The 22,663-nt window shown below is 73.7% G+C and carries 18 protein-coding genes and 1 pseudogene; 9 read left to right on the forward strand and 10 right to left on the reverse strand.

What is annotated here, in order from left to right; genetic code table 11:
• Positions 1 to 22: 22 nt before the first annotated feature.
• Together AB0E19_RS09125 and AB0E19_RS09130 are read right to left on the reverse strand one after the other, a co-directional pair.
• Positions 23 to 652 (reverse strand): hypothetical protein, encoded by a 630-nt coding sequence (locus AB0E19_RS09125; protein ID WP_362175626.1) that lies wholly within the window; start codon positions 650 to 652, stop codon positions 23 to 25.
• 235 nt (positions 653 to 887) lie between these two features.
• Positions 888 to 1,103: pseudogene (locus tag AB0E19_RS09130) on the reverse strand (sigma factor); the annotation flags it as partial.
• A gap of 167 nt (positions 1,104 to 1,270) precedes the next feature.
• Here AB0E19_RS09130 and AB0E19_RS09135 point away from each other — a divergent pair.
• Both AB0E19_RS09135 and pepN read left to right on the forward strand, forming a co-directional pair.
• Positions 1,271 to 2,287, forward strand: a complete 1,017-nt coding sequence (locus tag AB0E19_RS09135; protein WP_362175629.1) for an aspartate-semialdehyde dehydrogenase — start codon at positions 1,271 to 1,273, stop codon at positions 2,285 to 2,287.
• Between the two features lie 142 nt (positions 2,288 to 2,429).
• Complete coding sequence (gene pepN / locus AB0E19_RS09140; RefSeq protein WP_362175632.1) at positions 2,430 to 5,009, forward strand: aminopeptidase N; 2,580 nt, start codon at positions 2,430 to 2,432, stop codon at positions 5,007 to 5,009.
• A gap of 85 nt (positions 5,010 to 5,094) precedes the next feature.
• On the opposite strand, the gene alc is transcribed toward pepN, so the two are convergent.
• The 4 genes from alc to AB0E19_RS09160 are packed head-to-tail and all read right to left on the reverse strand — an operon-like array spanning position 5,095 to position 9,116.
• Positions 5,095 to 6,219 carry an allantoicase gene (gene alc / locus AB0E19_RS09145; protein ID WP_362175635.1) on the reverse strand — a complete coding sequence of 375 codons (1,125 nt, stop codon included), beginning with the start codon at positions 6,217 to 6,219 and terminating at the stop codon, positions 5,095 to 5,097.
• A gap of 58 nt (positions 6,220 to 6,277) precedes the next feature.
• Positions 6,278 to 7,204 (reverse strand): LysR family transcriptional regulator, encoded by a 927-nt coding sequence (locus AB0E19_RS09150; RefSeq protein WP_362175638.1) that lies wholly within the window; start codon positions 7,202 to 7,204, stop codon positions 6,278 to 6,280.
• A 23-nt stretch (positions 7,205 to 7,227) separates the two neighbouring features.
• Positions 7,228 to 8,157 (reverse strand): DMT family transporter, encoded by a 930-nt coding sequence (locus AB0E19_RS09155; protein WP_362175641.1) that lies wholly within the window; start codon positions 8,155 to 8,157, stop codon positions 7,228 to 7,230.
• A 5-nt stretch (positions 8,158 to 8,162) separates the two neighbouring features.
• Positions 8,163 to 9,116, reverse strand: a complete 954-nt coding sequence (locus AB0E19_RS09160; RefSeq protein ID WP_362175644.1) for an EamA family transporter — start codon at positions 9,114 to 9,116, stop codon at positions 8,163 to 8,165.
• Between the two features lie 138 nt (positions 9,117 to 9,254).
• On the opposite strand from AB0E19_RS09160, the gene AB0E19_RS09165 reads away from it, so the two are divergent.
• A complete protein-coding gene (locus AB0E19_RS09165; RefSeq protein WP_362175647.1) occupies positions 9,255 to 9,761 on the forward strand; it encodes a MarR family transcriptional regulator in 507 nt (168 codons plus the stop codon).
• Between the two features lie 121 nt (positions 9,762 to 9,882).
• Here AB0E19_RS09165 and AB0E19_RS09170 read toward each other — a convergent pair whose 3' ends face one another.
• From AB0E19_RS09170 to AB0E19_RS09180, 3 genes are read right to left on the reverse strand one after another with little or no spacing between them, the layout of a single operon-like run.
• A complete protein-coding gene (locus tag AB0E19_RS09170; protein WP_362175650.1) occupies positions 9,883 to 10,113 on the reverse strand; it encodes a hypothetical protein in 231 nt (76 codons plus the stop codon).
• A 20-nt stretch (positions 10,114 to 10,133) separates the two neighbouring features.
• Positions 10,134 to 12,221, reverse strand: a complete 2,088-nt coding sequence (malQ, locus tag AB0E19_RS09175) for a 4-alpha-glucanotransferase (protein ID WP_362175654.1) — start codon at positions 12,219 to 12,221, stop codon at positions 10,134 to 10,136.
• A gap of 1 nt (position 12,222) precedes the next feature.
• Entirely contained in the window at positions 12,223 to 12,444 is a 222-nt protein-coding gene (locus AB0E19_RS09180; protein WP_362175758.1) for a hypothetical protein, read from the reverse strand.
• 342 nt (positions 12,445 to 12,786) lie between these two features.
• Between AB0E19_RS09180 and AB0E19_RS09185 the strand changes: the two genes are divergently transcribed.
• Entirely contained in the window at positions 12,787 to 15,999 is a 3,213-nt protein-coding gene (locus AB0E19_RS09185; protein WP_362175761.1) for a beta-N-acetylglucosaminidase domain-containing protein, read from the forward strand.
• 51 nt (positions 16,000 to 16,050) lie between these two features.
• On the opposite strand, the gene AB0E19_RS09190 is transcribed toward AB0E19_RS09185, so the two are convergent.
• Positions 16,051 to 16,614: an HNH endonuclease gene (locus AB0E19_RS09190; protein WP_362175657.1), complete on the reverse strand. Its 564-nt coding sequence runs from the start codon at positions 16,612 to 16,614 to the stop codon at positions 16,051 to 16,053.
• Positions 16,615 to 16,872: 258 nt separating this feature from the next.
• Here AB0E19_RS09190 and AB0E19_RS09195 point away from each other — a divergent pair, with 258 nt between their 5' ends.
• The 5 genes from AB0E19_RS09195 to AB0E19_RS09215 all read left to right on the forward strand — a co-directional run bounded on the left by AB0E19_RS09195 (position 16,873) and on the right by AB0E19_RS09215 (position 22,660).
• Positions 16,873 to 17,940 carry a mechanosensitive ion channel family protein gene (locus AB0E19_RS09195; protein WP_362175660.1) on the forward strand — a complete coding sequence of 356 codons (1,068 nt, stop codon included), beginning with the start codon at positions 16,873 to 16,875 and terminating at the stop codon, positions 17,938 to 17,940.
• A 218-nt stretch (positions 17,941 to 18,158) separates the two neighbouring features.
• A complete protein-coding gene (locus AB0E19_RS09200) occupies positions 18,159 to 19,367 on the forward strand; it encodes an ROK family transcriptional regulator (RefSeq protein ID WP_362175662.1) in 1,209 nt (402 codons plus the stop codon).
• A gap of 61 nt (positions 19,368 to 19,428) precedes the next feature.
• Complete coding sequence (locus AB0E19_RS09205) at positions 19,429 to 20,775, forward strand: ABC transporter substrate-binding protein (protein ID WP_362175664.1); 1,347 nt, start codon at positions 19,429 to 19,431, stop codon at positions 20,773 to 20,775.
• 133 nt (positions 20,776 to 20,908) lie between these two features.
• Positions 20,909 to 21,790, forward strand: coding sequence for a sugar ABC transporter permease (locus AB0E19_RS09210; protein ID WP_362175763.1), 882 nt, complete (start codon positions 20,909 to 20,911; stop codon positions 21,788 to 21,790).
• Between the two features lie 3 nt (positions 21,791 to 21,793).
• The gene (locus AB0E19_RS09215; RefSeq protein ID WP_362175667.1) at positions 21,794 to 22,660 is read left to right on the forward strand and encodes a carbohydrate ABC transporter permease; all 867 of its coding nucleotides are present in this window, start codon (positions 21,794 to 21,796) and stop codon (positions 22,658 to 22,660) included.
• Positions 22,661 to 22,663 lie beyond the last annotated feature (3 nt).

The following is a 22,663-nucleotide window of genomic DNA, read 5'->3' on the forward strand; positions in this document are numbered from 1 at the left end:
CGGGCGCCCGCCCCTTGCGCGTTCAGCCCCGGCCCGGGCACTCCGCGACCCCCTCCGAGAGGGCCTTCGCGGTCCACTTCCGCCCGTACTCCAGCTCGTCGCGGACCGGACCGACGTCCTCGCCCAGGTCACCGGGCGGCTCCATGTCCTGGCGGAAGGTGAGCGCCGGCTCGTCCGGGAAGCGGGAGACGACGACCAGCATCCGCGTCCCGGGGCGGTAGAACGAGTCGTCGGCCGCCACGCCCGTGAAGGCCAGCTCTCCCGGGCCGCCGGCGGCCGGCTTGTACGTGCGCTCCACCCGCAGCACCACCCGGTACTCCCCCTCCCCCGGAAGAGGCTCGACCCGCGCGACCGTCCCCTCGGCGACGTCCGTGGCGCAGGCCGCGATCCCGCCCGGGGTGAGCTTGGCGTCGATCACGCCGCCGTCGGCCGGCGTCCAGGGCCGCGCGGCGAGCCAGGCGCCGCCGGTCCCGAGCACGCCGAGCGCCACGCAGGCGGCGAGCACCCAGGCCACGGTCCGGCCCCGCCGCCGGGGCCGTACGACCGGCGCCGGGGATACGGGCTCCGCCGTCAGGGCGGTCGCCAGGACGCCCAGCTGCTCGCGGATCAGGGCCACGTCCGCGCGGGCGCGCCCTTCCGTCCCTGTGGGCACGCGGGCCCTCCGTTCCTGTGGGCAGGCGTCCCGCAGGGCGGGACGGGTGGGCACAGGGACGGCGCCTCGTGCCGGGCCCCGGCTTTCCGAGCCTGAACCCGCACCCCTTGTACAGCGCCGTACGGGTGCGGGTCCAGGCCCGGGAGCGGAGACACCCGCAACGGTGCCGTTCCGTTGTGCCCACCCGTTCCGCCCTGCGGAACGATTGCCCACAACGAAACGCCGGCAGCGCGGTCAGGCGCTCGTCGCGGCGGCGGGCCCGGTGCCAGTCGGCGGCCACCCTGGTGGCGACCACCGCGCACCAGGCGGCCGGGGAGCGCGGCGGGTCCCCCTTCGCCCGGGCCTCCAGCAGCCGCAGGCCCACCTGCTGCACGCCGTCCTGGAGTTCCGCGTACGGCACCCCGCCCAGCGCCAGGACCGCCCGCACCCGGTCCACCAGTGCCGCGTCCATCTGCTCCACCCCGCCCCCTTCCCTCGTCCGGTCCCCCTTCGACGCGTCGGCCCTCCGAAACGTTCACCCTTCGTCCCGCCCCTCGGACAATGGATTGGACAAGGAACGGCAGGCGGCACGCATCATGGGGGGCGGCAGCACCTGCACACACGTATGGAGGAGTCCCCGTGAAGGTCGGAATCGTCGGAGCCACCGGTCAGGTCGGCACAGTCATGCGCAAGATCCTGGCCGAGCGGAACTTCCCGGTCGACGAGCTGCGGCTCTTCGCCTCCGCCCGGTCCGCCGGCACGGTCGTGGACGGCGTCACCGTCGAGGACGCCTCGACGGCCGACTACACCGGCCTGGACATCGTGCTCTTCTCCGCCGGCGGCGCCACCTCCAAGGCCCTCGCCGAGAAGGTCGCCTCCCAGGGCGCCGTCGTGATCGACAACTCCTCCGCCTGGCGCCGCGACCCCGAGGTCCCCCTCGTCGTGTCCGAGGTCAACCCGCACGCGATCAAGGACCGCCCCAAGGGCATCATCGCCAACCCGAACTGCACCACGATGGCCGCCATGCCGGTCCTCAGGCCGCTCCACCAGGAGGCCGGCCTCACCGCGCTGGTCGCCACCACCTACCAGGCCGTCTCCGGCTCGGGCGTGGCCGGTGTCGCCGAGCTGCGCGGCCAGGCGTGCGCGGTGGCCGAGCAGGCCGACCGGCTGGCCTTCGACGGCGAGGCCGTCGAGTTCCCCGAGCCCGCCGTCTACAAGCGCCCGATCGCCTTCAACGTGGTCCCGCTGGCCGGCTCGATCGTCGACGACGGCTCCTTCGAGACCGACGAGGAGCAGAAGCTCCGCCACGAGTCCCGCAAGATCCTGGAGATCCCGGAGCTGAAGGTCTCGGGCACCTGTGTCCGCGTCCCGGTCTTCTCCGGCCACTCGCTCCAGGTGAACGCCCGCTTCGACCGCCCGATCAGCGTCGAGCGCGCCTACGAGCTGCTGAAGGACGCCGAGGGCGTCGAGCTCTCCGAGATCCCGACGCCGCTCCAGGCGGCCGGCAAGGACGCCTCGTACGTGGGCCGCATCCGCGTCGACGAGACGGTCGACAACGGCCTCGCGCTCTTCCTCTCCAACGACAACCTCCGCAAGGGCGCCGCGCTCAACGCGGTGCAGATCGCGGAGCTCGTGGCGGCCGAACTCAAGGGCTGACCCAGCCCCCGCGCGAGGAACGGCGGCCGTCCGGGTGGACGGCCGCCGTTCTTGCGTGTTCGCCCTGGGAAATGTGCCGTGCGTCTCCGCCACGCCCCGTGGAAGGATGGCCCAAACGTCACGAAACCGAGGAGTTGACCGGGTGCCTGGTACGAACCTGACCCGTGAAGAGGCCCAGCAGCGGGCGGCGCTGCTGACCGTGGACGCGTACGAGGTCGAACTGGACCTCACCGGTGCGCAGGAGGGCGGCACCTACCGGTCCGTCACCACCGTCCGCTTCGATTCCGCCGAGGAGGGCGCCGAGAGCTTCATCGACCTCGTCGCCCCCGCCGTGCACGAGGCCGTGCTCAACGGGCACTCCCTCGACGTCGCCGCCGTCTTCCGCGACTCGCGGATCGCGCTGCCCCGCCTCAAGCAGGGCCGCAACGAGCTGCGGGTGGTCGCGGACTGCGCGTACACCAACACCGGTGAGGGCCTGCACCGCTTCGTCGACCCGGTCGACGGCCAGGCGTACCTGTACACCCAGTTCGAGGTGCCGGACGCGCGCCGGGTCTTCGCCTCGTTCGAGCAGCCCGACCTGAAGGCGACCTTCCAGTTCACCGTGAAGGCGCCGGAGGGCTGGAGCGTCATCTCCAACTCGCCGACCCCGGAGCCGAAGGACGGGGTGTGGGCCTTCGAGCCGACCCCGCGGATCTCCTCGTACATCACCGCCCTGATCGTCGGCCCGTACCACGCGGTGCACTCGACGTACGAGGGCCCGGACGGGCAGGTCGTGCCGCTGGGCATCTACTGCCGTCCGTCGCTGGCCGAGTTCCTCGACGCGGACCACATCTTCGACGTGACCCGGCAGGGCTTCGACTGGTTCCAGGAGAAGTTCGCCTACGCCTACCCCTTCGCCAAGTACGACCAGCTGTTCGTGCCGGAGTTCAACGCGGGCGCGATGGAGAACGCGGGCGCGGTCACCATCCGCGACCAGTACGTCTTCCGCTCGAAGGTGACGGACGCGGCCTACGAGCGCCGCGCCGAGACCATCCTCCACGAGCTGGCCCACATGTGGTTCGGCGACCTCGTGACCATGGAGTGGTGGAACGACCTGTGGCTGAACGAGTCGTTCGCCACCTACACCTCGGTCGCCTGCCAGGCGTCGGTGACGGGCACCCGCTGGCCGAACGCCTGGACCACCTTCGCCAACGCGGAGAAGACCTGGGCCTACCGCCAGGACCAGCTGCCGTCGACGCACCCGATCATGGCCGAGATCAACGACCTGGAGGACGTGCTCGTCAACTTCGACGGCATCACGTACGCCAAGGGCGCCTCGGTCCTCAAGCAGCTCGTCGCCTACGTCGGCCAGGACGAGTTCTTCAAGGGCGTGCAGGCGTACTTCCAGCGCCACGCCTTCGGCAACACCCGCCTCGGCGACCTGCTCGGCGCCCTGGAGGAGACCTCCGGGCGCGACCTGAAGACCTGGTCGAAGGCGTGGCTGGAGACGGCCGGCATCAACATCCTGCGCCCGGAGATCGAGACCGACGAGAACGGCTCGATCACCGCCTTCGCGGTGCGCCAGGAGGCCCCGGCGCTGCCCGCCGGCGCCAAGGGCGAGGCCGTGCTCCGCCCGCACCGCATCGCGATCGGCTTCTACGACCTCGACGCCGCCGGCAAGCTGGTCCGCGGCGAGCGCCTGGAGCTGGACATCGAGGCGGCCGAGCTGACCGCGGTGCCGGCGCTGATCGGCAAGTCCCGCCCAGCGGTCGTCCTGCTGAACGACGACGACCTGTCGTACGCCAAGGTCCGCCTCGACGAGGTGTCGCTGCAGAACGTCACCGCGCACCTCGGCGACTTCGCCGAGTCGCTGCCGCGCGCCCTGTGCTGGGCCTCGGCCTGGGACATGACCCGCGACGGCGAGCTGGCCACCCGCGACTACCTGGAGCTGGTGCTCTCGGGCATCGCCAAGGAGTCCGACATCGGCGTGGTGCAGTCGCTCCAGGGCCAGGTCAAGGCCGCCCTGGAGCTGTACGCGGCGCCGGAGTGGCGCGCCGAGGGCCTGGCCCGCTGGGGCACCTTCGCCCAGGAGCAGCTGCGTGCCGCCGAGGGGGGCGGCGACCACCAGCTGGCGTGGGCGCGGGCCTTCTCGGCGACCGCCCGCACGGACGCGGAGCTCGACGTGCTCGCCGGGCTGCTCGACGGCTCCGTGGTGATCGAGGGCCTGGCCGTCGACACCGAGCTGCGCTGGGCGTTCGTCCAGCGGCTCGCGGCGACCGGCCGCTTCGGCGAGGCGGAGATCGCCGCCGAGCTGGAGCGCGACCGCACGGCGGCGGGCGAGCGGCACTCGGCGACCGCGCGCGCGGCCGTTCCGACGCCGACGGCGAAGGAGGCGGCGTGGGCCGCGGTCGTCGAGGACGACAAGCTGGCGAACGCGGTGCAGGAGGCCGTCATCGGCGGCTTCGTCCAGCCCGACCAGCGTGAACTGCTCCACCCGTACACGGCGAAGTACTTCGCGTCGATCAAGCGCGTCTCGGAGACCCGCAGCCACGAGATCGTCCAGCAGATCGTGGTCGGTCTCTACCCGAGCCTCCAGGTCTCGCAGGAGACCCTGGACGCGACGGACGCGTGGATCGCCGAGCACAACCCGGCCCCGGCGCTTCGGCGCCTGGTGACGGAGAGCCGCGCGGGCGTCGAGCGCGCCCTGCGCGCACAGGCCGCGGACGCGGCCGCGGCGAAGTAGCGCACCCCGTAGGGAGGAAGGGGCCCCGGACCGTGTCGGTCCGGGGCCCCTTCGGCGTACCGGCGATCCGGCGAGGCGGCCGGGTTCAGCCGCCGAGTGCCGTGAACCGGGCGCGCAGGTCGGCCGCGCCCTGCTCCGTCAGTTCCCCGTGGAGGCGCATCCGGGCGACGCCGCCGTCGGGGAAGGCGTCGAGGCGGACGTGGGTGACGACGGCCTGGGCAGGCAGCTTGAAGCGGTGCAGGGTGTCGGGCTGGAGCTTGGTCCGGGGGATGATCTCGAACCACTCGCCCGTCTCGCCGTTGCGGCCCTGGAGGGCGATCCAGCCCGCCGAGTTGCCCTTGAGGTAGGCGGTGTCGATCTCGACGGCGCGGACGGCGCCCTGCGCGGCGAGCCGGAATCGCACCCAGTCGTTGGTGCCCCGGACGCGGCGGCGGCGGTTCTCCCAGCCGTCGTCCATCTTGCGGGAGGTGCCGGGCAGGATGATCTGGGTCGGCGAGGAGTAGAACTTGTCCGACGCGTCCTCGTACGAACCGCCGTTCAGTACGGAGATCAGGTCGAGGGTGCCGAGCAGTTCGAGCCACTCGGGGTCGGGGACGACCTCGCCGTGGACGCGGAGGCGGGCGATGCCGCCGTCGGGGTGCTGGCAGAGCCGCAGGTGGGTGTAGCGGCGCTCGGCGGTGATCTCGAAGCCGTTGGCGGCGTGGCCGCGCACGGGCGTCGGCGGGACGAGTTCCTCCCACGTGGCGTCGAGCAGGTCCTCGGGGCTCGGGGAGCCTTCGACGGAGGTGGCCTGGATGCTGACGCGCTGCGGGTAGTTGCCACGGAAGTGGGCGGTGTCGACGATGATCCCGCGGATCACGCCGGGGGCGCCGAGGCGGACGATGGCCCAGTCGTGGTCCTCGGGGGCCGGGAAGACGTTCTCGGCGTCGGCGCCGCGGCGGCGGCGGGTCTCCCAGCCGTCCATGATCTTGCCCTTGTGGCCGAAGTGCTCCGGGTCGAAGACGGCCCGCTCGCGGACGAGGAGGTTCTCGCGCTCGGCGAAGAACTCGTCGTTGGCGGCGACGACGCCGGCGCCGAGGCGGCGGTCGGCGAGGTCGACCAGTTCGGTGAAGGGGAAGTCGCCGGTGCGGTAGTCGGCGTACGGGTCGCCTCCGCCGTAGGGGGCGGCGTCGTTGGCGTGCGGGTCCTGGATGTCCTCGGTTCCGGTCATGCTTCGACTGTCGCGCGCCGGAGGCCCGGGGTCCATCGAATGTTTTCGACGATGTCGTTCAGTTCCGCTGAACGGTCCGGCGGGCGGCGGCCTCCTCGCGGAGCGCGGCGAGCACCCGCGCGACCGCGGGTCCGTCCTCGGCCCCGCGCCGGACGGCCGCGACGACGTGGCGGCGCGGCTGGTCGGCGGAGAGCACCCGCATGACGACCCCGGTGCCGCCGCGCCGGTCGGCGGAGGCCATCCGGGGCACGAGGGCGATGCCGAGTCCCGCCTCGACCATGGCGAGGATCGCGGTCCAGCCCGAGGCGCTGTGGGCCTGCTCGGGCACGAAGCCGGCGGCCTCGCAGGCGGCGGTGGTGATCTCGGACCAGGGGCCGGAGCCGCCGAAGATCCACGGTTCGGCGGCGAGGTCGGCGAGGCGGAGGCCGGGGGCGTCGGCGAGCGGGTGACCAGCCGGCAGGGCGACGTCGAGGGGGTCGGCGAGCAGCGGCAGCCGGGTGTACTTGGGGTCGCGCGCGGTGGGCGCGTGGGCTGCGAGCGAGAGGGCGAGGTCGACCTCGCCCGCGGTGAGCAGTTCGTACGCCTCCGCCGCCTCGGCCTCCCGGATCCGGACGGCGAGCCCGGGGTGGGCGGTGCGGAGCCGGCGTACGGCGGGGACGAGGAGCGCGGGCACGGAGGTGGAGAAGGCCGCGACCCGGACCTGGCCGGCCTCGCCGCGCAGATAGCCGTCGAGTTCGGCGTCGGCGCGCTCCAGCTGGGCGAAGACGGCCTCGGCGTGGCGCAGGACGAGGTGGGCGGCGTCGGTGAGCCGGACGCGCCGCCCGTGGGCCTCCAGGAGCGGCACGCCGAGCTGCCTGGCGAGGTTGGTGAGCTGCTGGGAGACGGCCGAGGGGGTCATGAGCAGCGTCTCGGCGGTGGCGGTGACGGTGCCCCGGTCGCGCAGGGTGCGCAGGATGTGCAGCTTCTTGATGTCCCACTCGGTCATGGGCGCAACCTATCCGCCCCCGGTCACCGGGCCGAACCGAGCGCCACCCCGCCGAGGATGAGGGCCATGCTGGCGCCGCCGGCGAGGCCGAGTTCCTCGCCGAGGAGGGCGTACGAGAGGAGGGCGACGCAGACGGGCTGGAGGTAGTAGACGACTCCGGCGCGGGCGGCGCCGACGAGGGAGATCGCCTTGTTCCAGGAGAAGAAGGCGACGGCGGAGGAGAACACCCCGAGGTAGAGGAGGGGGCCGACGGTGCCGGGGGTGGCGGGGAAGCCGCCCTGGACGGCGAGGGAGACGGCGTAGGCGGGGGCGAGCATCAGCGCGCCGAGCACGAAGGTGGTGAAGAGGAAGGCGAGTCCGTCGATCTCCGGGGGCCTGCGCTTGAGGAGGGCGCTGTACGAGGCGAAGGAGAGGGCGGCCGCGAACATCCAGAGGTCGCCGGCGGAGAGGTCGAGCGCGAGGGAGCCCTTGCCGACGAGGAGGAGCACGCCGAGGACGGCGGTCGCCAGGCCGAGGAGGCGGCGGGCGCCGAGGCGTTCGCCGCCGAGCCGGGCGTAGACCGCCATGATCACCGGGGAGGCGGCCATGATCATGCCCATGTTGGTGGCGGAGGTGGTGAGGCCGGCCTGGTGGACGAGGGTGTTGTAGAGGGCGACGCCGAAGAGCGAGGCGAGGGCGGTGTAGCCGAGGTGGCGGCGGAGGAGGGCGCGCTGCCGCCAGAAGGGGCGGGCGGCGAGCGGGGCGACGGCGAGCAGGGCGATGGTCCAGCGCCAGAAGACCGCCTGGACGGGCGGGACGGTGTCGGCCATGTCGCGGGTGGCGACGAAGCTGCCGGACCAGACGACGGTGGCGATCAGGGCGAGGAGCACGCCGAGACCGGCGCCCTTGGCGGGCGCCGGTCTCCGGGTGGCTTCTTCGGGTGCGGTCGGGTGGCGTGCGGTCGTGAGGGTCATGCGGCCTACCGTCGCACCCCCGAAACCTCCAGGTCCATCGAAACTTCCTGACCGTTCTTTTCAGGAGAACTGAACGATACGGGCTCGGTGGCGACGGGCTTGGGCTTCGCGGGGGCCAGCTGGCCCGCCAGGGTGGCGCCGAAGGCGATCGCCATGCCGAGCACCTGCACCGGGCCGAGGGCCTGGCCGAGGGCGGCCCAGCCGATGACGGCGGCGGTGATCGGGGAGAGCGGGCCGAGCAGGGTGACCGAGGAGGCGCTCAGGCGCTCGATGCCGCGGAACCAGAGGAAGTACGAGATCGCGGTGTTGCCGAAGGCGAGGTAGGCGTAGCCCGCGAGGTTCGTGCCGGTGAGGGCGGGCGGGGCGCCCTCGACCAGGAAGGCGATGGGGAGGATGACCAGACCGCCGGCGGTGAGCTGCCAGCCGGTGAGGGCGAGCGCGCCGACGCCCTCGGGGCGACCCCAGCGCTTGGTGAGGACGACGCCCGCGGACATCGAGAGGGAGGAGAGCAGCCCGGCCCCGACGCCGATCAGGTCGAACGCGGCGCCCGCCTTGAGGACCACGAGGCTGACGCCGAAGGCGGCGGCGACCGCGGTGAGCAGGGTCCGCACGGTGGGCTTCTCGCCGAGGAGGAGGGCCGCGAGGCCGACGACGAACAGCGGGCCGACCGAGCCGACGACGGCGGCGACGCCGCCGGGCAGCCGGTAGGCGGCGAGGAAGAGGAGCGGGAAGAAGGCCCCGATGTTCAGGGCGCCGAGGGCCGCCGACTTCCACCACCAGGCGCCGCTCGGGAGCTTGCGGGTCAGCGCGAGGAGCAGCAGCCCGGCCGGGAGGGCCCGCATGAGCCCGGTGAAGAGCGGCCGGTCGGCCGGCAGGAACTCGGTGGTCACGAAGTAGGTCGAGCCCCAGGAGATCGGGGCGAGGGCGGTGAGCGCGACGACGGCGGCTTTGCGGGACATGGCAGGACTCCCCCTGAAGCGGCTGCGCCCCGGCGGTCCGGAGCGCCACTGGCTTGGCGGTAATTAACTTAGCACTAAGCTACTTACTTGCAAGTGGCTTTCTTGCCATCGACCCGGAAGGAACGGAACACTGAGGTCATGAACACGCAGCCGCCCGCACACGACCCCGTCGACGCCATCGCCGCCCAGTGGGCCGTGGTCCGCCCCGATCTCGACACGCTCCCCATGGCGGTCTTCGGGCGGATCTACCGGCTGGCCGCCGCCATGCGCGGCAAGGTGGACAAGGCGTACGCGCCCTACGGCATGGCGCTCGGGGAGTTCGACGTGCTGGCGACCCTGCGCCGCTCCGGGGAGCCGTACACGCTCTCGCCGCGCGAGCTGACCGCCACCCTGATGATCACCACCGGCGGGATGACCGGCCGCCTGGACAAGCTGGAGAAGGCCGGACTGCTCACCCGCAGCCCCGACCCGAACGACCGGCGCGGACTGCGCGTCACGCTCACCGAGCGCGGCCGGGAGCTGGTGGACCAGGCGGTCGGCGCGGGCCTGGCGCGCCAGCGGGAGGCGCTGGAGGGCGCACTGACCGAGGAGGAGGCGCGGCAGCTGGCCGGCCTGCTGCGGAAGCTCCTGGCGACGACCGCCTGAGAGCGGCGGAGAAAACGCGAGGGCGCCGCACGGCCACGGTGGCCGTGCGGCGCCCTCGAAGGACGGGCGGAGGCGGTCGCGCCCTCCGCGATCGCGCCTTCTGCGTTTCCGCCTGCGGCGGTTACGCCTTCTTGCGGGACTTGTCGAGGACCATCACCAGGCCGGCGATGACCGCGAACAGCACCAGCGGGGCCACCACGAACAGGCCGAGGGTCTCGATGACCTCCAGCTTGGGGGCCGGGTCGTCACCGTCGTCGCGGGTCAGCGCGAGCGCGGGGGACGACATGAGCAGCATCATCAGCGTCGTACCGGCCGCGACGGCGCCGGCGCGCAGGGCGTTCTTCTTGTCCACGGTGCAAAAGTAGCGAACACCTAAACGGCCCGCGCGCCCGGGGGTGCCGTACGGGCTCCGACCCCCTCGGCGGCGGTCCTCAGGAGGGCGTGCGCGCGGGGCGAGGCGGCGATCCGCTCCAGGGTGAGCGGCTGTCCGTCGGGGCCCGCGACCGGCAGCCGCCAGTTGGGGTACTCGTCCCAGGTGCCCGGCAGGTTCTGCGGCCTGCGGTCCCCCACCAGGTCCGGCAGCCACACCCCCACCATCCGGGCCGGGGTGCGGGCCAGGAAGCGGTGGACGGCCCGGATCTCGGCCTCCTCGCCGCCCGGCCCCTCCGGGAGCAGCCCGAGCCGCTGGAGGACCGCGCGCCACTCGGCGGTCTCCGCCGCGTCCGCCGCGCGCTCGCGGGCCAGGTCGCCGGGGAGCAGCCCGAGCCGGTGGCGCAGCAGCACGTGGTCGCCGGAGAGCCGGGCGGCGGTGGACGGCAGGTCGTGGGTGGTGGCGGTGGCCACGCAGTCGGCCCGCCACGCCTCGGGCGGCAGCGGGGCGCCGCCGCCCGCCCAGTCCCGCTCGAACCAGAGCACGGAGGTGCCGAACACCCCGCGCGCGGCGAGGGCTTCGCGGACGCCGGGCTCGACGGTGCCCAGGTCCTCGCCGACGACGAGGGCGCCGGCCCGGTGCGCCTCCAGGACGAGGACGGCGAGCATCGCCTCGGCGTCGTACCGCACGTAGGTGCCCTCGACGGGCTCCCGGCCCTCCGGCACCCACCACAGCCGGAACAGGCCCATGACGTGGTCGATGCGCAAGGCGCCCGCGTGCCGCAGGAGTTCGCGCAGCAGGCCGCGGTACGGGGCGTAGCCGGCGGCGGCGAGGGCGTCGGGGCGCCACGGCGGAAGGCCCCAGTCCTGGCCGCGGGCGTTGAAGGCGTCGGGCGGGGCGCCGACCGACATCCCGGCGGCGAAGTCGCCCTGCCGGGCCCAGACGTCGGAGCCCTCCGGGTGGACGCCGACGGCGAGGTCGTGGACGATCCCGACCGCCATCCCGGCCTCCCGGGCCGCGTCGGCGGCCTCGCCGAGCTGCCGGTCCGTCAGCCAGGCGAGCCGGCAGTGGAAGTCGACCCGGGCGGCGAGGACCGCGTCGGCGAGGACCGCCGCCGCCGCGCCCTCGGGGGTGCGCAGCGGCTCGGGCCAGGAGCGCCAGTGGGGGCCGTGGAGTTCGGCGAGGGCCTGGTAGGTGGCGTGGTCCTCCAGGGCGCGGCCGCGCTCGGCGAGGAAGTCGTGGAAGTCGGCGCGGCGGCCGGGGCCGGGCTCGACGCCTCCGAGGAGTTCCAGGGCGCGGAGCTTGAGCGCCCAGACGGCGTCCCGGTCGATGGCGGTGCCCTTGCCGAGGACGCTCTCGCGGAGTTCGGCGGCGGCGGCGAGGATCCGGTCCAGCTCCTCGCGGTGGCCGGGGCCCAGGTGGGCGTACTCGGGGATCCGCTCGATCCGCAGGTGGACGGGGTCGGGGAAGCGGCGCGAGGAGGGGCGGTACGGCGAGGGGTCCGAGGGCTCGCCGGGCACGCCCGCGTGCAGCGGGTTCACCTGGACGAAGCCGGCGCCGTGCGCGCGGCCCGCCCAGGAGACGAGTTCGCGCAAGTCGCCGAGGTCGCCCATGCCCCAGGAGCGTTCGGAGAGCAGCGAGTAGAGCTGGACGAGCAGGCCGTACGCGCGCGTGGCGGGGGCCGGGACGCGCGCGGGGGCGACGATCAGGGTGGCGCGGGCGGTGCGCCCGTCGGGGGCCTCGGCGTCCACGGTGTGCACGCCGAGCGGCAGCCGCTCCCAGTCGCCGCCGGCGTGGACGGCGCCCGACTCCGTGGTGACCCGCAGCAGGGTCCCGTCGGGCAGTCCGTCCGGGGGGCGCACCGGCCCGTCGCCGGTGTGCCGGACGAGGGTGGGCGGGAGCAGCCGCTCCCGGTCGGCCCGCTCCGCCGCGCCGAGGGCGGCGGCGACCGCCTCCGGGGTGGACGCGTCGACCCCGAGGGCGCCGAGCACCGCGACCACGGTGGCCTCGGGCACGGGCGTGGTGACGCCCTCGGACGGGCTGAACGCGGTGGCGACGCCGTGACGGGCGGCGAGGCGGGCCAGGGTCACTTCACACTCCGGGGGGCTCCGTGCCGCACCGGCCGGAGGGGGCGGCGGGCTCGCTGGTGAGGGGTGCCGCGCCGGTGAGGGGCGGCTCGCTGGTGAGGGGCGCGGCGCCGGCGAGCGGGGGCTCGCTGGTCAGCGGCGCGGGGGCGGCGCTCGGGGGCTCGCTGGTCAGCGGCCCGGCGGCCGGGGCGGGTTCGCCGGGGGCGGACTGGCGTGGGATCCGTATCCGCTCGGACTGCTGGCGGTCGGTCGTGGTCACGGGGGTCTCCCGGGTCTGGTCTCGACAGGGGCGGCCGGGCGCGGCGGGTGGCCGGCGTCCGCGGGGTGGGACGAGTGAGCCCTACCCACCGTGCCTGCCTTTGCCCCTTTTACCGGGGGGACGTGGCAAAAGGGCGACAGCTCGCCGGTGGTTCACCGGGCAAAGCCGACACTTCGCCCCCTCGCATTGACACCTCCGTGCGACGGGTGGTGGGCTCGTAACCCCCTCGTTATCAACCTGCCGGGTGGGGCCCGCTCCTGACGGACCGGCGGGCCCGGGGCCCCGGCGAAGGGAGCCCCCTTGACCCCCGTGCGTTCCGGACGCGGACCGCGCACGGCGACCGCGGTCGCCGCCGCCGTGATCGGCGGCCTGCTCGGCGGTGCCGTGCCCGGCTCGGCGGCCGCCGTCCCCCTCCCGGTGGCGGTGCCCGACCTGGCCGCCGCGCCCCAGGACCTCGTGCGCGCGCCCGCCGGGCCCGTCGCCCGCCCGGGCGTGCCCGCGCCCCGCATCGGCACCGCGTACACGGCGCCGGCGCCGCCCGCCGTCTGGCCCCGGCCGCAGTCGCTGACGGCCGCCGGGCCCGCCGTGCGCCTCGGGGACCGGGTGACGCTGGTCGCGGACGAGGACGCCGATCCGTACGCCCTCGCGGCGCTGCGGGGGCTGCTCGCCGCCGCCGGGGTGCGGACCGTCCACGAGGGGCTGCCGGGCGCGGGCCCGGTCGTCCGGGTCTCGGGGCCGTCCGGGGAGGCGGCGCAGGAGGCGCTGGCCTCCTTCGGGGTGGCCGAGCGGGCCGATCTGCCGTACGGCGGCTACCGGCTGGCCACCGGCCGCTTCGGCGGGCGGGAGACGGTGGTCCTGGACGGGACGGGCGAGGACGGCCTCTTCCACGCCGTGCAGACGCTCCGCCAGCTCCTCGGCGAGGGGCCGGACGGCGTCGGCGGCGAGGTGCCGGGCGTCGTCGTCCGGGACTGGCCCGGCACCGCCGAGCGGGGGCTCGCGGAGGGCTTCTACGGCACTCCGTGGACGACCGCGCAGCGCCTCGGGATGCTCGACTTCCTGGGCCGCACCAAGCAGAACCGCTATCTGTACGCGCCGGGTGACGACCCGTACCGCGCGGCGCTGTGGCGCGAGCCCTACCCGGAGGCGCAGCGGGCCGGCTTCCGGGCGCTCGCCGAGCGGGCCCGGGCCAACCACGTGACGCTGGGCTGGGCGGTGGCGCCCGCGCAGTCGATGTGCCTGTCGTCCGACGAGGACGTGGCGGCGCTGACGCGGAAGCTGGACGCGATGCGCGAGCTCGGCTTCCGCTCCTTCCAGCTGCAGTTCCCGGACGCCGGGTTCGGCGAGTGGACCTGCGACGAGGACGCCGACGAGTTCGGCCGGGACGCGGCGGGCGCGGCCCGGGCGCACGCGCGCGTGGCGAACACGGTGGCCCGGCACCTCGCCGAGCGCTTCGGCGACGACTCCGCCGCGGAGCCGCTGACGGTGCTCCCCACGGAGTACTACCAGGAGGGCACCAGCGAGTACCGCTCGGCGCTCGCCGGCGCCCTGGACCCGCGCGTGCGGGTGGCGTGGACGGGCGTCGGGGTGGTGCCGCGCACGATCACCGGCGCCGAACTGGCCGGGGTGCGGGCGGCCCTGGGGCAGCGCCCGCTGGTCACCATGGACAACTACCCGGTGAACGACTACGCGCAGGACCGGCTCTTCCTGGGGCCCACCAGGGGCCGGGAGCCGGTCGTGGCGTCCGGTTCCGCCGCCTATCTGGCGCACGCCATGGAGCAGCCCGCCGCCTCCCGGATCCCCCTGTTCACCACCGCCGACTTCGCCTGGAACCCGCGCGGGTACCGGCCCGGGGAGTCCTGGCGGGCGGCCGTCGCCGACCTGGCGGGCCCCGCGCCGGCCGCCCGCGCGGCGCTCGGCGCCCTGGCGGGGAACGCGGCCTCGTCGATCCTCGCCCCGGACGCCGAGTCGGCCGGTCTGAAGCCGCTGATGAGCGCCTTCTGGGCGGCCCGGGCCGGGGGCTCGGCGGCGGCCCGGGAGAAGGCGGGGAGCGAGCTGCGGGCCGCCTTCACGGTGATGCGGGAGGCGCCCGGGCGGCTCGCCGGCACGGCGGACGGCGCGCTGAGGGCCGAGTCCGGGCCGTGGCTGGAGCAGCTGTCCCGGTACGGGGCGGCGGGCGAGGCGGCCGTCGACATGCTCCTCGCGCAGGCGCGCGGGGACGGCCCGGCGGCCTGGCAGGCGCAGCTGCGCCTGGAGCCGCTGCGGCCCAGGATCGAGGCGAGCGAGGTCACCGTCGGCGCCGGGGTCCTGGACCCGTTCCTGGACCGGGCGGCGAAGGAGGCGGCGGCCTGGACGGGCGTCGACCGGGACCCGGAGCGCGCGGTGGACCGGGCCACCGGCTCGTACACGGTGAAGCTGGACCGGGCCCGTCCGGTGGAGTCGGTGACGGTGCTGACCGGGAAGCCGGCGGAGGGCGCCGACCGCGCCGCGCGGCCGGGTGCGGAGAAGGCCCCGCGGGCGCGCGTGGAGGCGCTGGTGACGGGCGAGGGGTGGCGGTCGCTTGGGCCGCTCGACTCCTCCGGCTGGACACAGACCGAGCTGAAGGGGCTGCGCGCGGAGGCGCTGCGGATCGTCTGGGACGGCGGGGGCCCGGCGCCCGACGTGCGGTCCCTCGTGCCGTGGTTCGCGGACGGCCCGAAGGCGGGCCTGGAGCTGGCCCGCACCGAGACGGACCTGGAGGCGGGCGGCCCGGCGGGCCGGGTGGACCTGGAGCTGACGGGGCGGCGGGCGGCCGAGGTGCGGGGCCCGCTGACCGCGCGGGCGCCGAAGGGCATCACCGTACGGCTGCCGAAGGAGGCCTCGGTGGAGCGCGGCGGCACGACGACGGTGCCGATGGAGGTGTCGGTGGCACCGGGCACGCCGTCCGGGGAGTACCGGGTGCCGGTGGCGTTCGCGGGCGAGGAGCGGGTGCTGACGGTGCGGGCCTTCCCGCGTACGGGCGGCCCCGACCTGGCCCGGTCGGCGACGGCCTCCTCCTCCGCCGACGAGACGCCGGACTTCCCGGCGGCGCTGGCCGTGGACGGCGATCCGGCGACCCGCTGGTCCTCTCCGGCGGAGGACGGCGCCTGGTTCCAGCTGGAGCTGGCCGAACCGGCCCGGATAGGGCAGCTGGTGCTGCACTGGCAGGACGCGCACGCCTCCCGCTACCGCGTGCAGGTCTCGGCCGACGGCCGGAACTGGCGGACCGCGGCGACCGTCGCGGACGGGCGCGGCGGCCGGGAGTCGGTGCGGATGGACGCGGCGGACACCCGCTTCCTGCGCGTGCAGGGCGAGAAGCGGGCGACGCCGTACGGCTACTCGCTCTGGTCGGTGGAGACGTACGCGGTGACGCCCGAGCCGAAGGCCCCGGAGGCCCCCGAGGCCCCGGAGACGCCCGGGGCGCCGGAGACACCGGAGACGCCGGAGACCACGCCGCCGCCGGAGCAGCCGGAGCAGGACGCGCCGGAGGAGGGCGCCGCCCCCTGAGCGGCGCCCTCGCCTCCGCGCCCTGTCCCGGGGACGGACAAGGCCCGGATCTCAGCCGGTCGTCAACGCCCCCGCGGGGATGTCGGCGACGGAGTCGATCCGGGCCATCGCGTCCTCGGCGCCGTACGGCGTGAGGTAGGGCAGCCACCGTGGGTCCCGGTGACCGGTCCCGATGATCCGCCAGGCCAGGCCGGTGGGCGGCGCGGGCTGGTGGCGCAGCCGCCAGCCGATCTCCCGCAGGTGCTTGTCGGCCTTGAGGTGGTTGCAGCGGCGGCAGGCCGCCACCACGTTCTCCCAGGCGTGCGTCCCTCCCCTGCTGCGCGGGATGACGTGGTCGACGCTGGTCGCCACTCCCCCGCAGTACATGCAGCGCCCGCCGTCGCGTGCGAAGAGGGCCCTGCGGGTCAGGGGAACGGGCCCCCGGTAGGGGACCCGCACGAACCGCTTCAGCCGTACCACGCTGGGCGCGGGGACGATCTGATGCTCGCTGTGCAGGAAGGCGCCGGACTCCTCGATGCAGAGGGCCTTGTTCTCCAGTACGAGGACGAGTGCGCGGCGGAGCGGTACGACGCCCAGGGGCTCGTACGACGCGTTGAGGACCAGGACATGCGGCACGGATGCCTCCTATGACGCCGGCGGCGCGTGGCTCGCGCCGGGACGAACTGCTCTCAGTCTCTCCTCATGCCTGGTCGGAGCGCCACCACGTTCGTGCGATCCCCGGGGGCGGACCGGACGTGTTCTCGACCACATCGGCATGTCTCCCGGAGATGTGCCCGGGTGAGGTCGGTCTCTCCCTCGAACAGGGCAACGGGTACACGTCCGATGCCCCGTTAGGGTGGATGGCCTGCGTACGCGATGCCTGGAGGTTGTCCCTTGTCCTGGTCCGTCCTGGCCGCCGCCACCGAACCCGAGCCCCTTCCGGTGACTCTGGACGAGGCGGCGGAGAAGGCCTCCAACGCGGCCGGCTGGGTGGAGGAGAACTGGTCCACCTGGCTCAACACCGGTCTGCGGATCCTGCTGATCGTGGTCGTCGCCCTGCTGCTCCGGTGGGCCGTCCGGCGCGCCCTGACGAAGCTGATCGAGCGGATGAACCGCTCCGCCCAGGCGGTGGAGGGGACGGCGCTCGGCGGACTGCTCGTCAACGCGGAGCGCAGAAGGCAGCGGTCGGAGGCGATCGGCTCCGTGCTGCGGTCGGTGGCCTCGTTCCTGATCCTGGGCACCGCGGGGCTGATGGTCCTGGGCGCCTTCGACATCGACCTGGCGCCGCTGCTCGCCTCGGCCGGTGTGGCCGGTGTGGCGATCGGCTTCGGCGCGCGGAACCTGGTGACGGACTTCCTCTCCGGCGTCTTCATGATCCTGGAGGACCAGTACGGCGTCGGCGACTCGGTCGACGCGGGCGTCGCCTCCGGCGAGGTCGTCGAGGTGGGGCTGCGGGTGACGAAGCTGCGCGGCGTCGACGGCGAGATCTGGTACGTGCGCAACGGCGAGATCAAGCGCATAGGGAACCTCAGCCAGGGCTGGGCGACGGCGGCGGTGGACGTGACCGTCCGGCCGACGGAGGACCTGGACAAGGTGCAGTCCGTGATCACGGCGGCGGGCGAGGCGATGGCCAAGGACGAGCCCTGGAACGAGCGGCTGTGGGGCCCGGTGGAGGTGCTCGGCCTGACCGAGGTGCTCCTCGACCAGATGACCGTGCGGGTCTCGGCGAAGACCATGCCGGGGAAGAAGCTGGGCGTGGAGCGCGAGCTCCGCTGGCGGATCAAGCGGGGCCTGGACGAGGCCGGGATCCGGATCGTCGGCGGACTGCCCGCGCAGGCGTCGGAGGAGACGCCGGCCGATCCGACGGCGGGCATGGCGGCGCCCTCGGCGTTCTCGAACACGACCTCGCCGCAGTCGGCGGCGGCCACGCCGCTGCCGAGGACGGACCTCAACAAGTCCTGACCGGGACCCGGGCCCCTCAAGGGGCCCGACGGACGGGTCCCGACCCGGACGTCCCACGACACCCCCGCCGGTAACGCTTCGGTTGCCGTCGGGGGTGTCGTGCGTCCGCGGGTATTGACGCCCGGCGACGCCCGTCCTACCTTCCTCCCACCGGATAGGAAACTTTCCTAACAGTGCACGGCATACGGTGTGACGAACGGCGTGACGAGGAGAACGGCATGGCAGGCATCCAGGGAACCCCTGGCACCCCGCGCGTCCTGCGCGCCATGAACGACCGCGCCGCGCTCGACCTCCTCCTGGAGCACGGCACCCTCTCGCGGACCCGGATCGGCAAGCTGACCGGCCTCTCCAAGCCGACCGCCTCCCAGCTCCTCGCCCGCCTCGAAGCGGCGGGCCTGGTCCGGGTCACCGGCACCACCGAGGGCCGCCCCGGCCCCAGCGCCCAGCTGTACGCCCTCGACCCGAGCGCCGGGTACGCCGCCGGGCTCGACGTCAACCAGCACCGGATCCGCGCCGCCGTCGCCGACATCACCGGCGCCGTCGCCGGCGAGTACGAGCTCCGCACCGGAGGACGCACCGGCGACGGCGTGGTCCGGCAGGTCACCGAGGCCCTCGACGGGGCCGTCGAGGCCGCCGGGCTCACCCGGGCCGACGTCCGGCGCCTGGTCATCGGCACCCCCGGCGCCTTCGACCCGGCCACCGGACGGCTCCGGTACGCCTCCCACCTGCCCGGCTGGCACTCCCCCACGCTCCTGGAGGAGCTGGCCGCGGTCCTGCCCATGCCCTTCGAGTACGAGAACGACGTCAATCTGGTGGCCATCGCCGAGCGGGCCGTCGGCGCAGCCCGCGGCCACGAGGACTTCGTCCTGCTGTGGAACGAGGAGGGCCTCGGCGCCGCCCTCGTCCTCGGCGGCCGGCTGCACCGGGGCTTCACCGGCGGCGCCGGCGAGGTCGGCTTCCTGCCGGTCCCCGGCACCCCGCTGGTCCGCCAGGTCGCCAAGGCCAACTCCGGCGGCTTCCAGGAGCTCGCCGGCGTCCAGTCGGTGCCCCGGATCGCCCGCGCGGCCGGCCTCGACACCCCCGACCGCCCCTATGTGCCGGTGGCGTGCGAGCTGCTCGCCCGGGCCGCCGGGAGCCCCGACGAGGGGCCGTACGCGGAGCTGCTCGACCGCTACGCCGAGCGGCTCGCCACCGGTCTCGCCTCGCTCACCGCCGTCCTCGACCCCGAACTGATCGTGCTCTCCGGGGACGTCCTCGTCGCCGGCGGCGAGCCGCTGCGGGCCCGCGTCCAGGCCGAGCTCGCCGACCTCGCGGCCTCCCGGCCGCGCCTCGTCCTCACCGCCGTCCCCCGCGAACCCGTGCTCCGCGGCGCGCTGGAGAGCGCGCTCGCCACCACCCGCGACGAGGTCTTCGACACCTCGCGCTGACCGGCCCCCGCCTGCCCCTTCACCCCCCCTTTCCCCTCAGCCCGCCCAGGGAGACCTCGCCATGCCCGTACGCCCGCGCAGAGCCGCAGCCGCGCTCGCCGCCACCGCCTCCATCGCCCTCTTCGCCTCCGCCTGTACCGGCTCCGCCGGCACCGCGGCGAGCGACGACCCCAAGGCCGAGACCACCATCACCTTCTGGCACGGCTGGTCGGCGCCCTCCGAGGTCAAGGCGATCGAGGAGAACGTCGCCCGCTTCACCAAGGCCCACCCGAACATCAAGGTGAAGGTCGTCGGCAACATCAACGACGACAAGCTCGGCCAGGCGCTGCGCGCGGGCGGCTCCAACGGCCCGGACGTGGTCGCCTCCTTCACCACGGCCAACGTCGGCAAGTTCTGCCACACGGGCGCGCTCGCCGACCTCAAGCCCTTCGTCGAGAAGGACAAGCTGGACCTCGACGCGATCTTCCCGAAGGTCCTCCAGGACTACACCCAGTTCGAGGGCAAGCGCTGCACGCTGCCGCTGCTCTCGGACGCGTACGGGCTCTACTACAACAAGGACGCCTTCAGGAAGGCCGGGCTCGACCCCGAGGCCCCGCCGAAGACGTGGTCCGAGTTCACCGAGGTCGCCAAGAAGCTGACGAAGGCCAAGGGCGACTCGTACGAGCAGCTCGGCTTCATGCCGAACTACCTCGGCTACGAGACGGTCGTCTCGCACTACATGTCGCAGTGGGGCCACGGCGGTTACTTCGACGAGGCCGGCAAGTCGACGGCGGCGTCCGACCCGGCGTTCGCCGAGATGATGACGTACCAGAAGTCGCTGGTGGACGCGCTGGGCGGCTTCCCGAAGCTGGACAAGTACCGCACCACCTTCGGTGACGAGTGGGGCGCCAAGCACCCCTTCCAGACCGGCCAGGTCGCCATGCAGCTGGACGGCGAGTGGCGGCTGAACTTCATCAAGGAGGCGAAGGTCCCGTTCGAGGTCGGCGTCGCGCCGCTGCCGGTCGCCGACGACGAGGCCGCCGAGTACGGCAAGGGCTACCTCTCCGGCACGATCATGGGCATCGCGCCGCAGTCGAAGAAGCAGAACGCCGCCTGGGAGCTGGTCAAGTACATGACCACGGACACCGAGGCGGTGGTGGGCTTCGCCAACGCCATCGGCAACGTCCCCTCCACCCTGGACGCCCTGAAGTCCCCCGACCTGAAGTTCGACGCCCGCTTCAAGACCTTCCTGGACATCGCCCGGCACCCGAAGTCGACCACCTCGGACGGCGCGGTGAACGGCTCCGCCTACCAGGACACCCTCCAGAAGTTCGCCCAGCAGTACGAGAAGGGCCAGGTCACCGACCTGAAGAAGGGGCTCGCCGACACCGCCGCCCAGATCGACCGCGACATCGCCGCGGCGAAGTGACGGCCGGAACCCGCCCATGAGCACGGACACCCTGCCCGCGACGGAGGCGGCCGCCCCGGCCGCCTCCGCCCGCGGGGGAAAGAACACCCTTCGGTCCAGGCGCAGGCGCAACGCCCTGCGGACGCTGGTCTTCATGTCGCCCTGGCTGATCGGCTTCGGCTTCTTCTTCGCCTATCCGCTCGTCTCGACCGTCTACTTCTCCCTGATGAAGTACGACGGGCTCAACCCGCCCGAGTGGCGGGGCCTCGCCAACTGGGAGTACGTCCTCACGTCCTTCCCGCAGTTCTGGCCCGCCCTGCGGAACACCCTCTGGCTCGGCGTCGTCATGGTGGGCTGCCGGGTCGTCTTCGGACTCGGCATCGGGATGCTCATCACGAAGATCAAGACGGGCGCGGGGATCTTCCGCACCCTCTTCTACCTGCCGTTCCTGGCCCCGCCGGTGGCGGCGACGCTCGCCTTCGTCTTCCTGCTCAACCCCGGCACCGGGCCCGTCAACGCCCTCCTGGAGGGCATCGGGCTGCCCGCCCCCGCCTGGTTCACCGACCCGGCCTGGGCCAAGCCGGCCCTGACCCTGCTCGCCGTCTGGGGCATCGGCGACCTCATGGTCATCTTCATGGCCGCCCTGCTCGACGTGCCCAAGGAGCAGTACGAGGCCGCCGAACTGGACGGCGCCAACGCCCGGCAGCGGTTCCGGCACATCACGCTGCCGAACATCTCGCCGATCATCCTCTTCGCGGTCGTCACCGGGATCATCGGCGCGATGCAGTACTACACGCAGCCGATCGTGGCCTCGAAGGTCGCCTCGGGCGTGATGGGCGGCTCCGGCGTCACCTTCGTCCCCGGCTATCCGGACGACTCCACGCTGACCCTGCCCCAGCTCGTCTACAGCCTCGGCTTCAGCCAGTTCAACTACGGCACGGCCTGCGTGGTGGCGCTCGTGCTCTTCGCCTTCTCCATGGCCTTCACCGCGCTGCTCCTGCGCCGGCGCGGCGGCCTGATCGGCTCGGGTGACTGAACCATGACCGTGTCCCTGACCGCACCCGCCGAGCGGACGGCCCGGCGCAAGGCCCTGCTGCACTGGATCGCCGTGCACTCCCTCGGCATCGCGGCGGCCCTCTTCTTCGTCCTGCCGTTCGTCTTCGTCCTCCTCACCTCGCTGATGAGCGACCAACAGGCACTCACCCGCGATCTCACCCCGGACTCCTGGCACTTCGAGAACTACCTCAAGGTCTTCGAGACCGACGGCTTCCTCACCTGGTGGCGGAACTCGCTGCTGTACGCGGGCCTCGGCACCGTCCTCGTCGTGGTGTCGTCCGTGCCCGTCGCGTACGCGCTCGCCAAGTTCCGCTTCCGCGGCCGGCACCTGTCGCTGCTGCTCGTGATCTCGATGATGATGCTGCCGCCGCAGGTCGTGATCATCCCCATGTACCTGTTCTGGGCCCAGCAGATGGACCTGTCCGGGACGCTGTGGCCGCTGATCGTCCCGATGGCCTTCGGCGACGCCTTCGCGATCTTCCTGCTGCGCCAGTTCCTCCTCACCATCCCCGACGAGTACGTCGAGGCGGCCCGGATCGACGGCTGCGGCGAAGTGCGGATCCTGCTGCGGGTCGTGCTGCCGATGGCGAAGCCGGCCATCGCCGCCGTCGCCCTCTTCCAGTTCTTCTACTGCTGGAACGACTACTTCGGGCCGCAGATCTACGCCTCCGAGAACCCGGCCGCCTGGACGCTCAGTTACGGCCTGGAGTCCTTCAAGGGCGCGCACCACACCGACTGGAACCTGACCATGGCCGCGACCGTACTGGTCATGGCCCCCGTGATCCTCGTGTTCTTCTTCGCCCAGAAGGCGTTCGTCGAGGGAGTCACCCTGACCGGAGTGAAGGGCTGATAC

The sequence above is a fragment of the Streptomyces sp. NPDC047974 genome (assembly GCF_040653375.1).
Taxonomy (GTDB): Bacteria; Actinomycetota; Actinomycetes; order Streptomycetales; family Streptomycetaceae; genus Streptomyces.

Excerpts from the sequence above, each read along its gene's own strand:
- AB0E19_RS09210 (WP_362175763.1), top strand. The coding sequence starts at position 20,909 with ATGTCGCCCTGGCTGATCGGCTTCGGCTTCTTCTTCGCCTATCCGCTC.
- AB0E19_RS09215 (WP_362175667.1), top strand. The coding sequence starts at position 21,794 with ATGACCGTGTCCCTGACCGCACCCGCCGAGCGGACGGCCCGGCGCAAG.
- AB0E19_RS09200 (WP_362175662.1), top strand. The coding sequence starts at position 18,159 with ATGGCAGGCATCCAGGGAACCCCTGGCACCCCGCGCGTCCTGCGCGCC.
- alc (WP_362175635.1), bottom strand. The coding sequence starts at position 6,219 with ATGACCGGAACCGAGGACATCCAGGACCCGCACGCCAACGACGCCGCC.
- AB0E19_RS09155 (WP_362175641.1), bottom strand. The coding sequence starts at position 8,157 with ATGACCCTCACGACCGCACGCCACCCGACCGCACCCGAAGAAGCCACC.
- AB0E19_RS09165 (WP_362175647.1), top strand. The coding sequence starts at position 9,255 with ATGAACACGCAGCCGCCCGCACACGACCCCGTCGACGCCATCGCCGCC.
- AB0E19_RS09205 (WP_362175664.1), top strand. The coding sequence starts at position 19,429 with ATGCCCGTACGCCCGCGCAGAGCCGCAGCCGCGCTCGCCGCCACCGCC.
- AB0E19_RS09150 (WP_362175638.1), bottom strand. The coding sequence starts at position 7,204 with ATGACCGAGTGGGACATCAAGAAGCTGCACATCCTGCGCACCCTGCGC.
- AB0E19_RS09160 (WP_362175644.1), bottom strand. The coding sequence starts at position 9,116 with ATGTCCCGCAAAGCCGCCGTCGTCGCGCTCACCGCCCTCGCCCCGATC.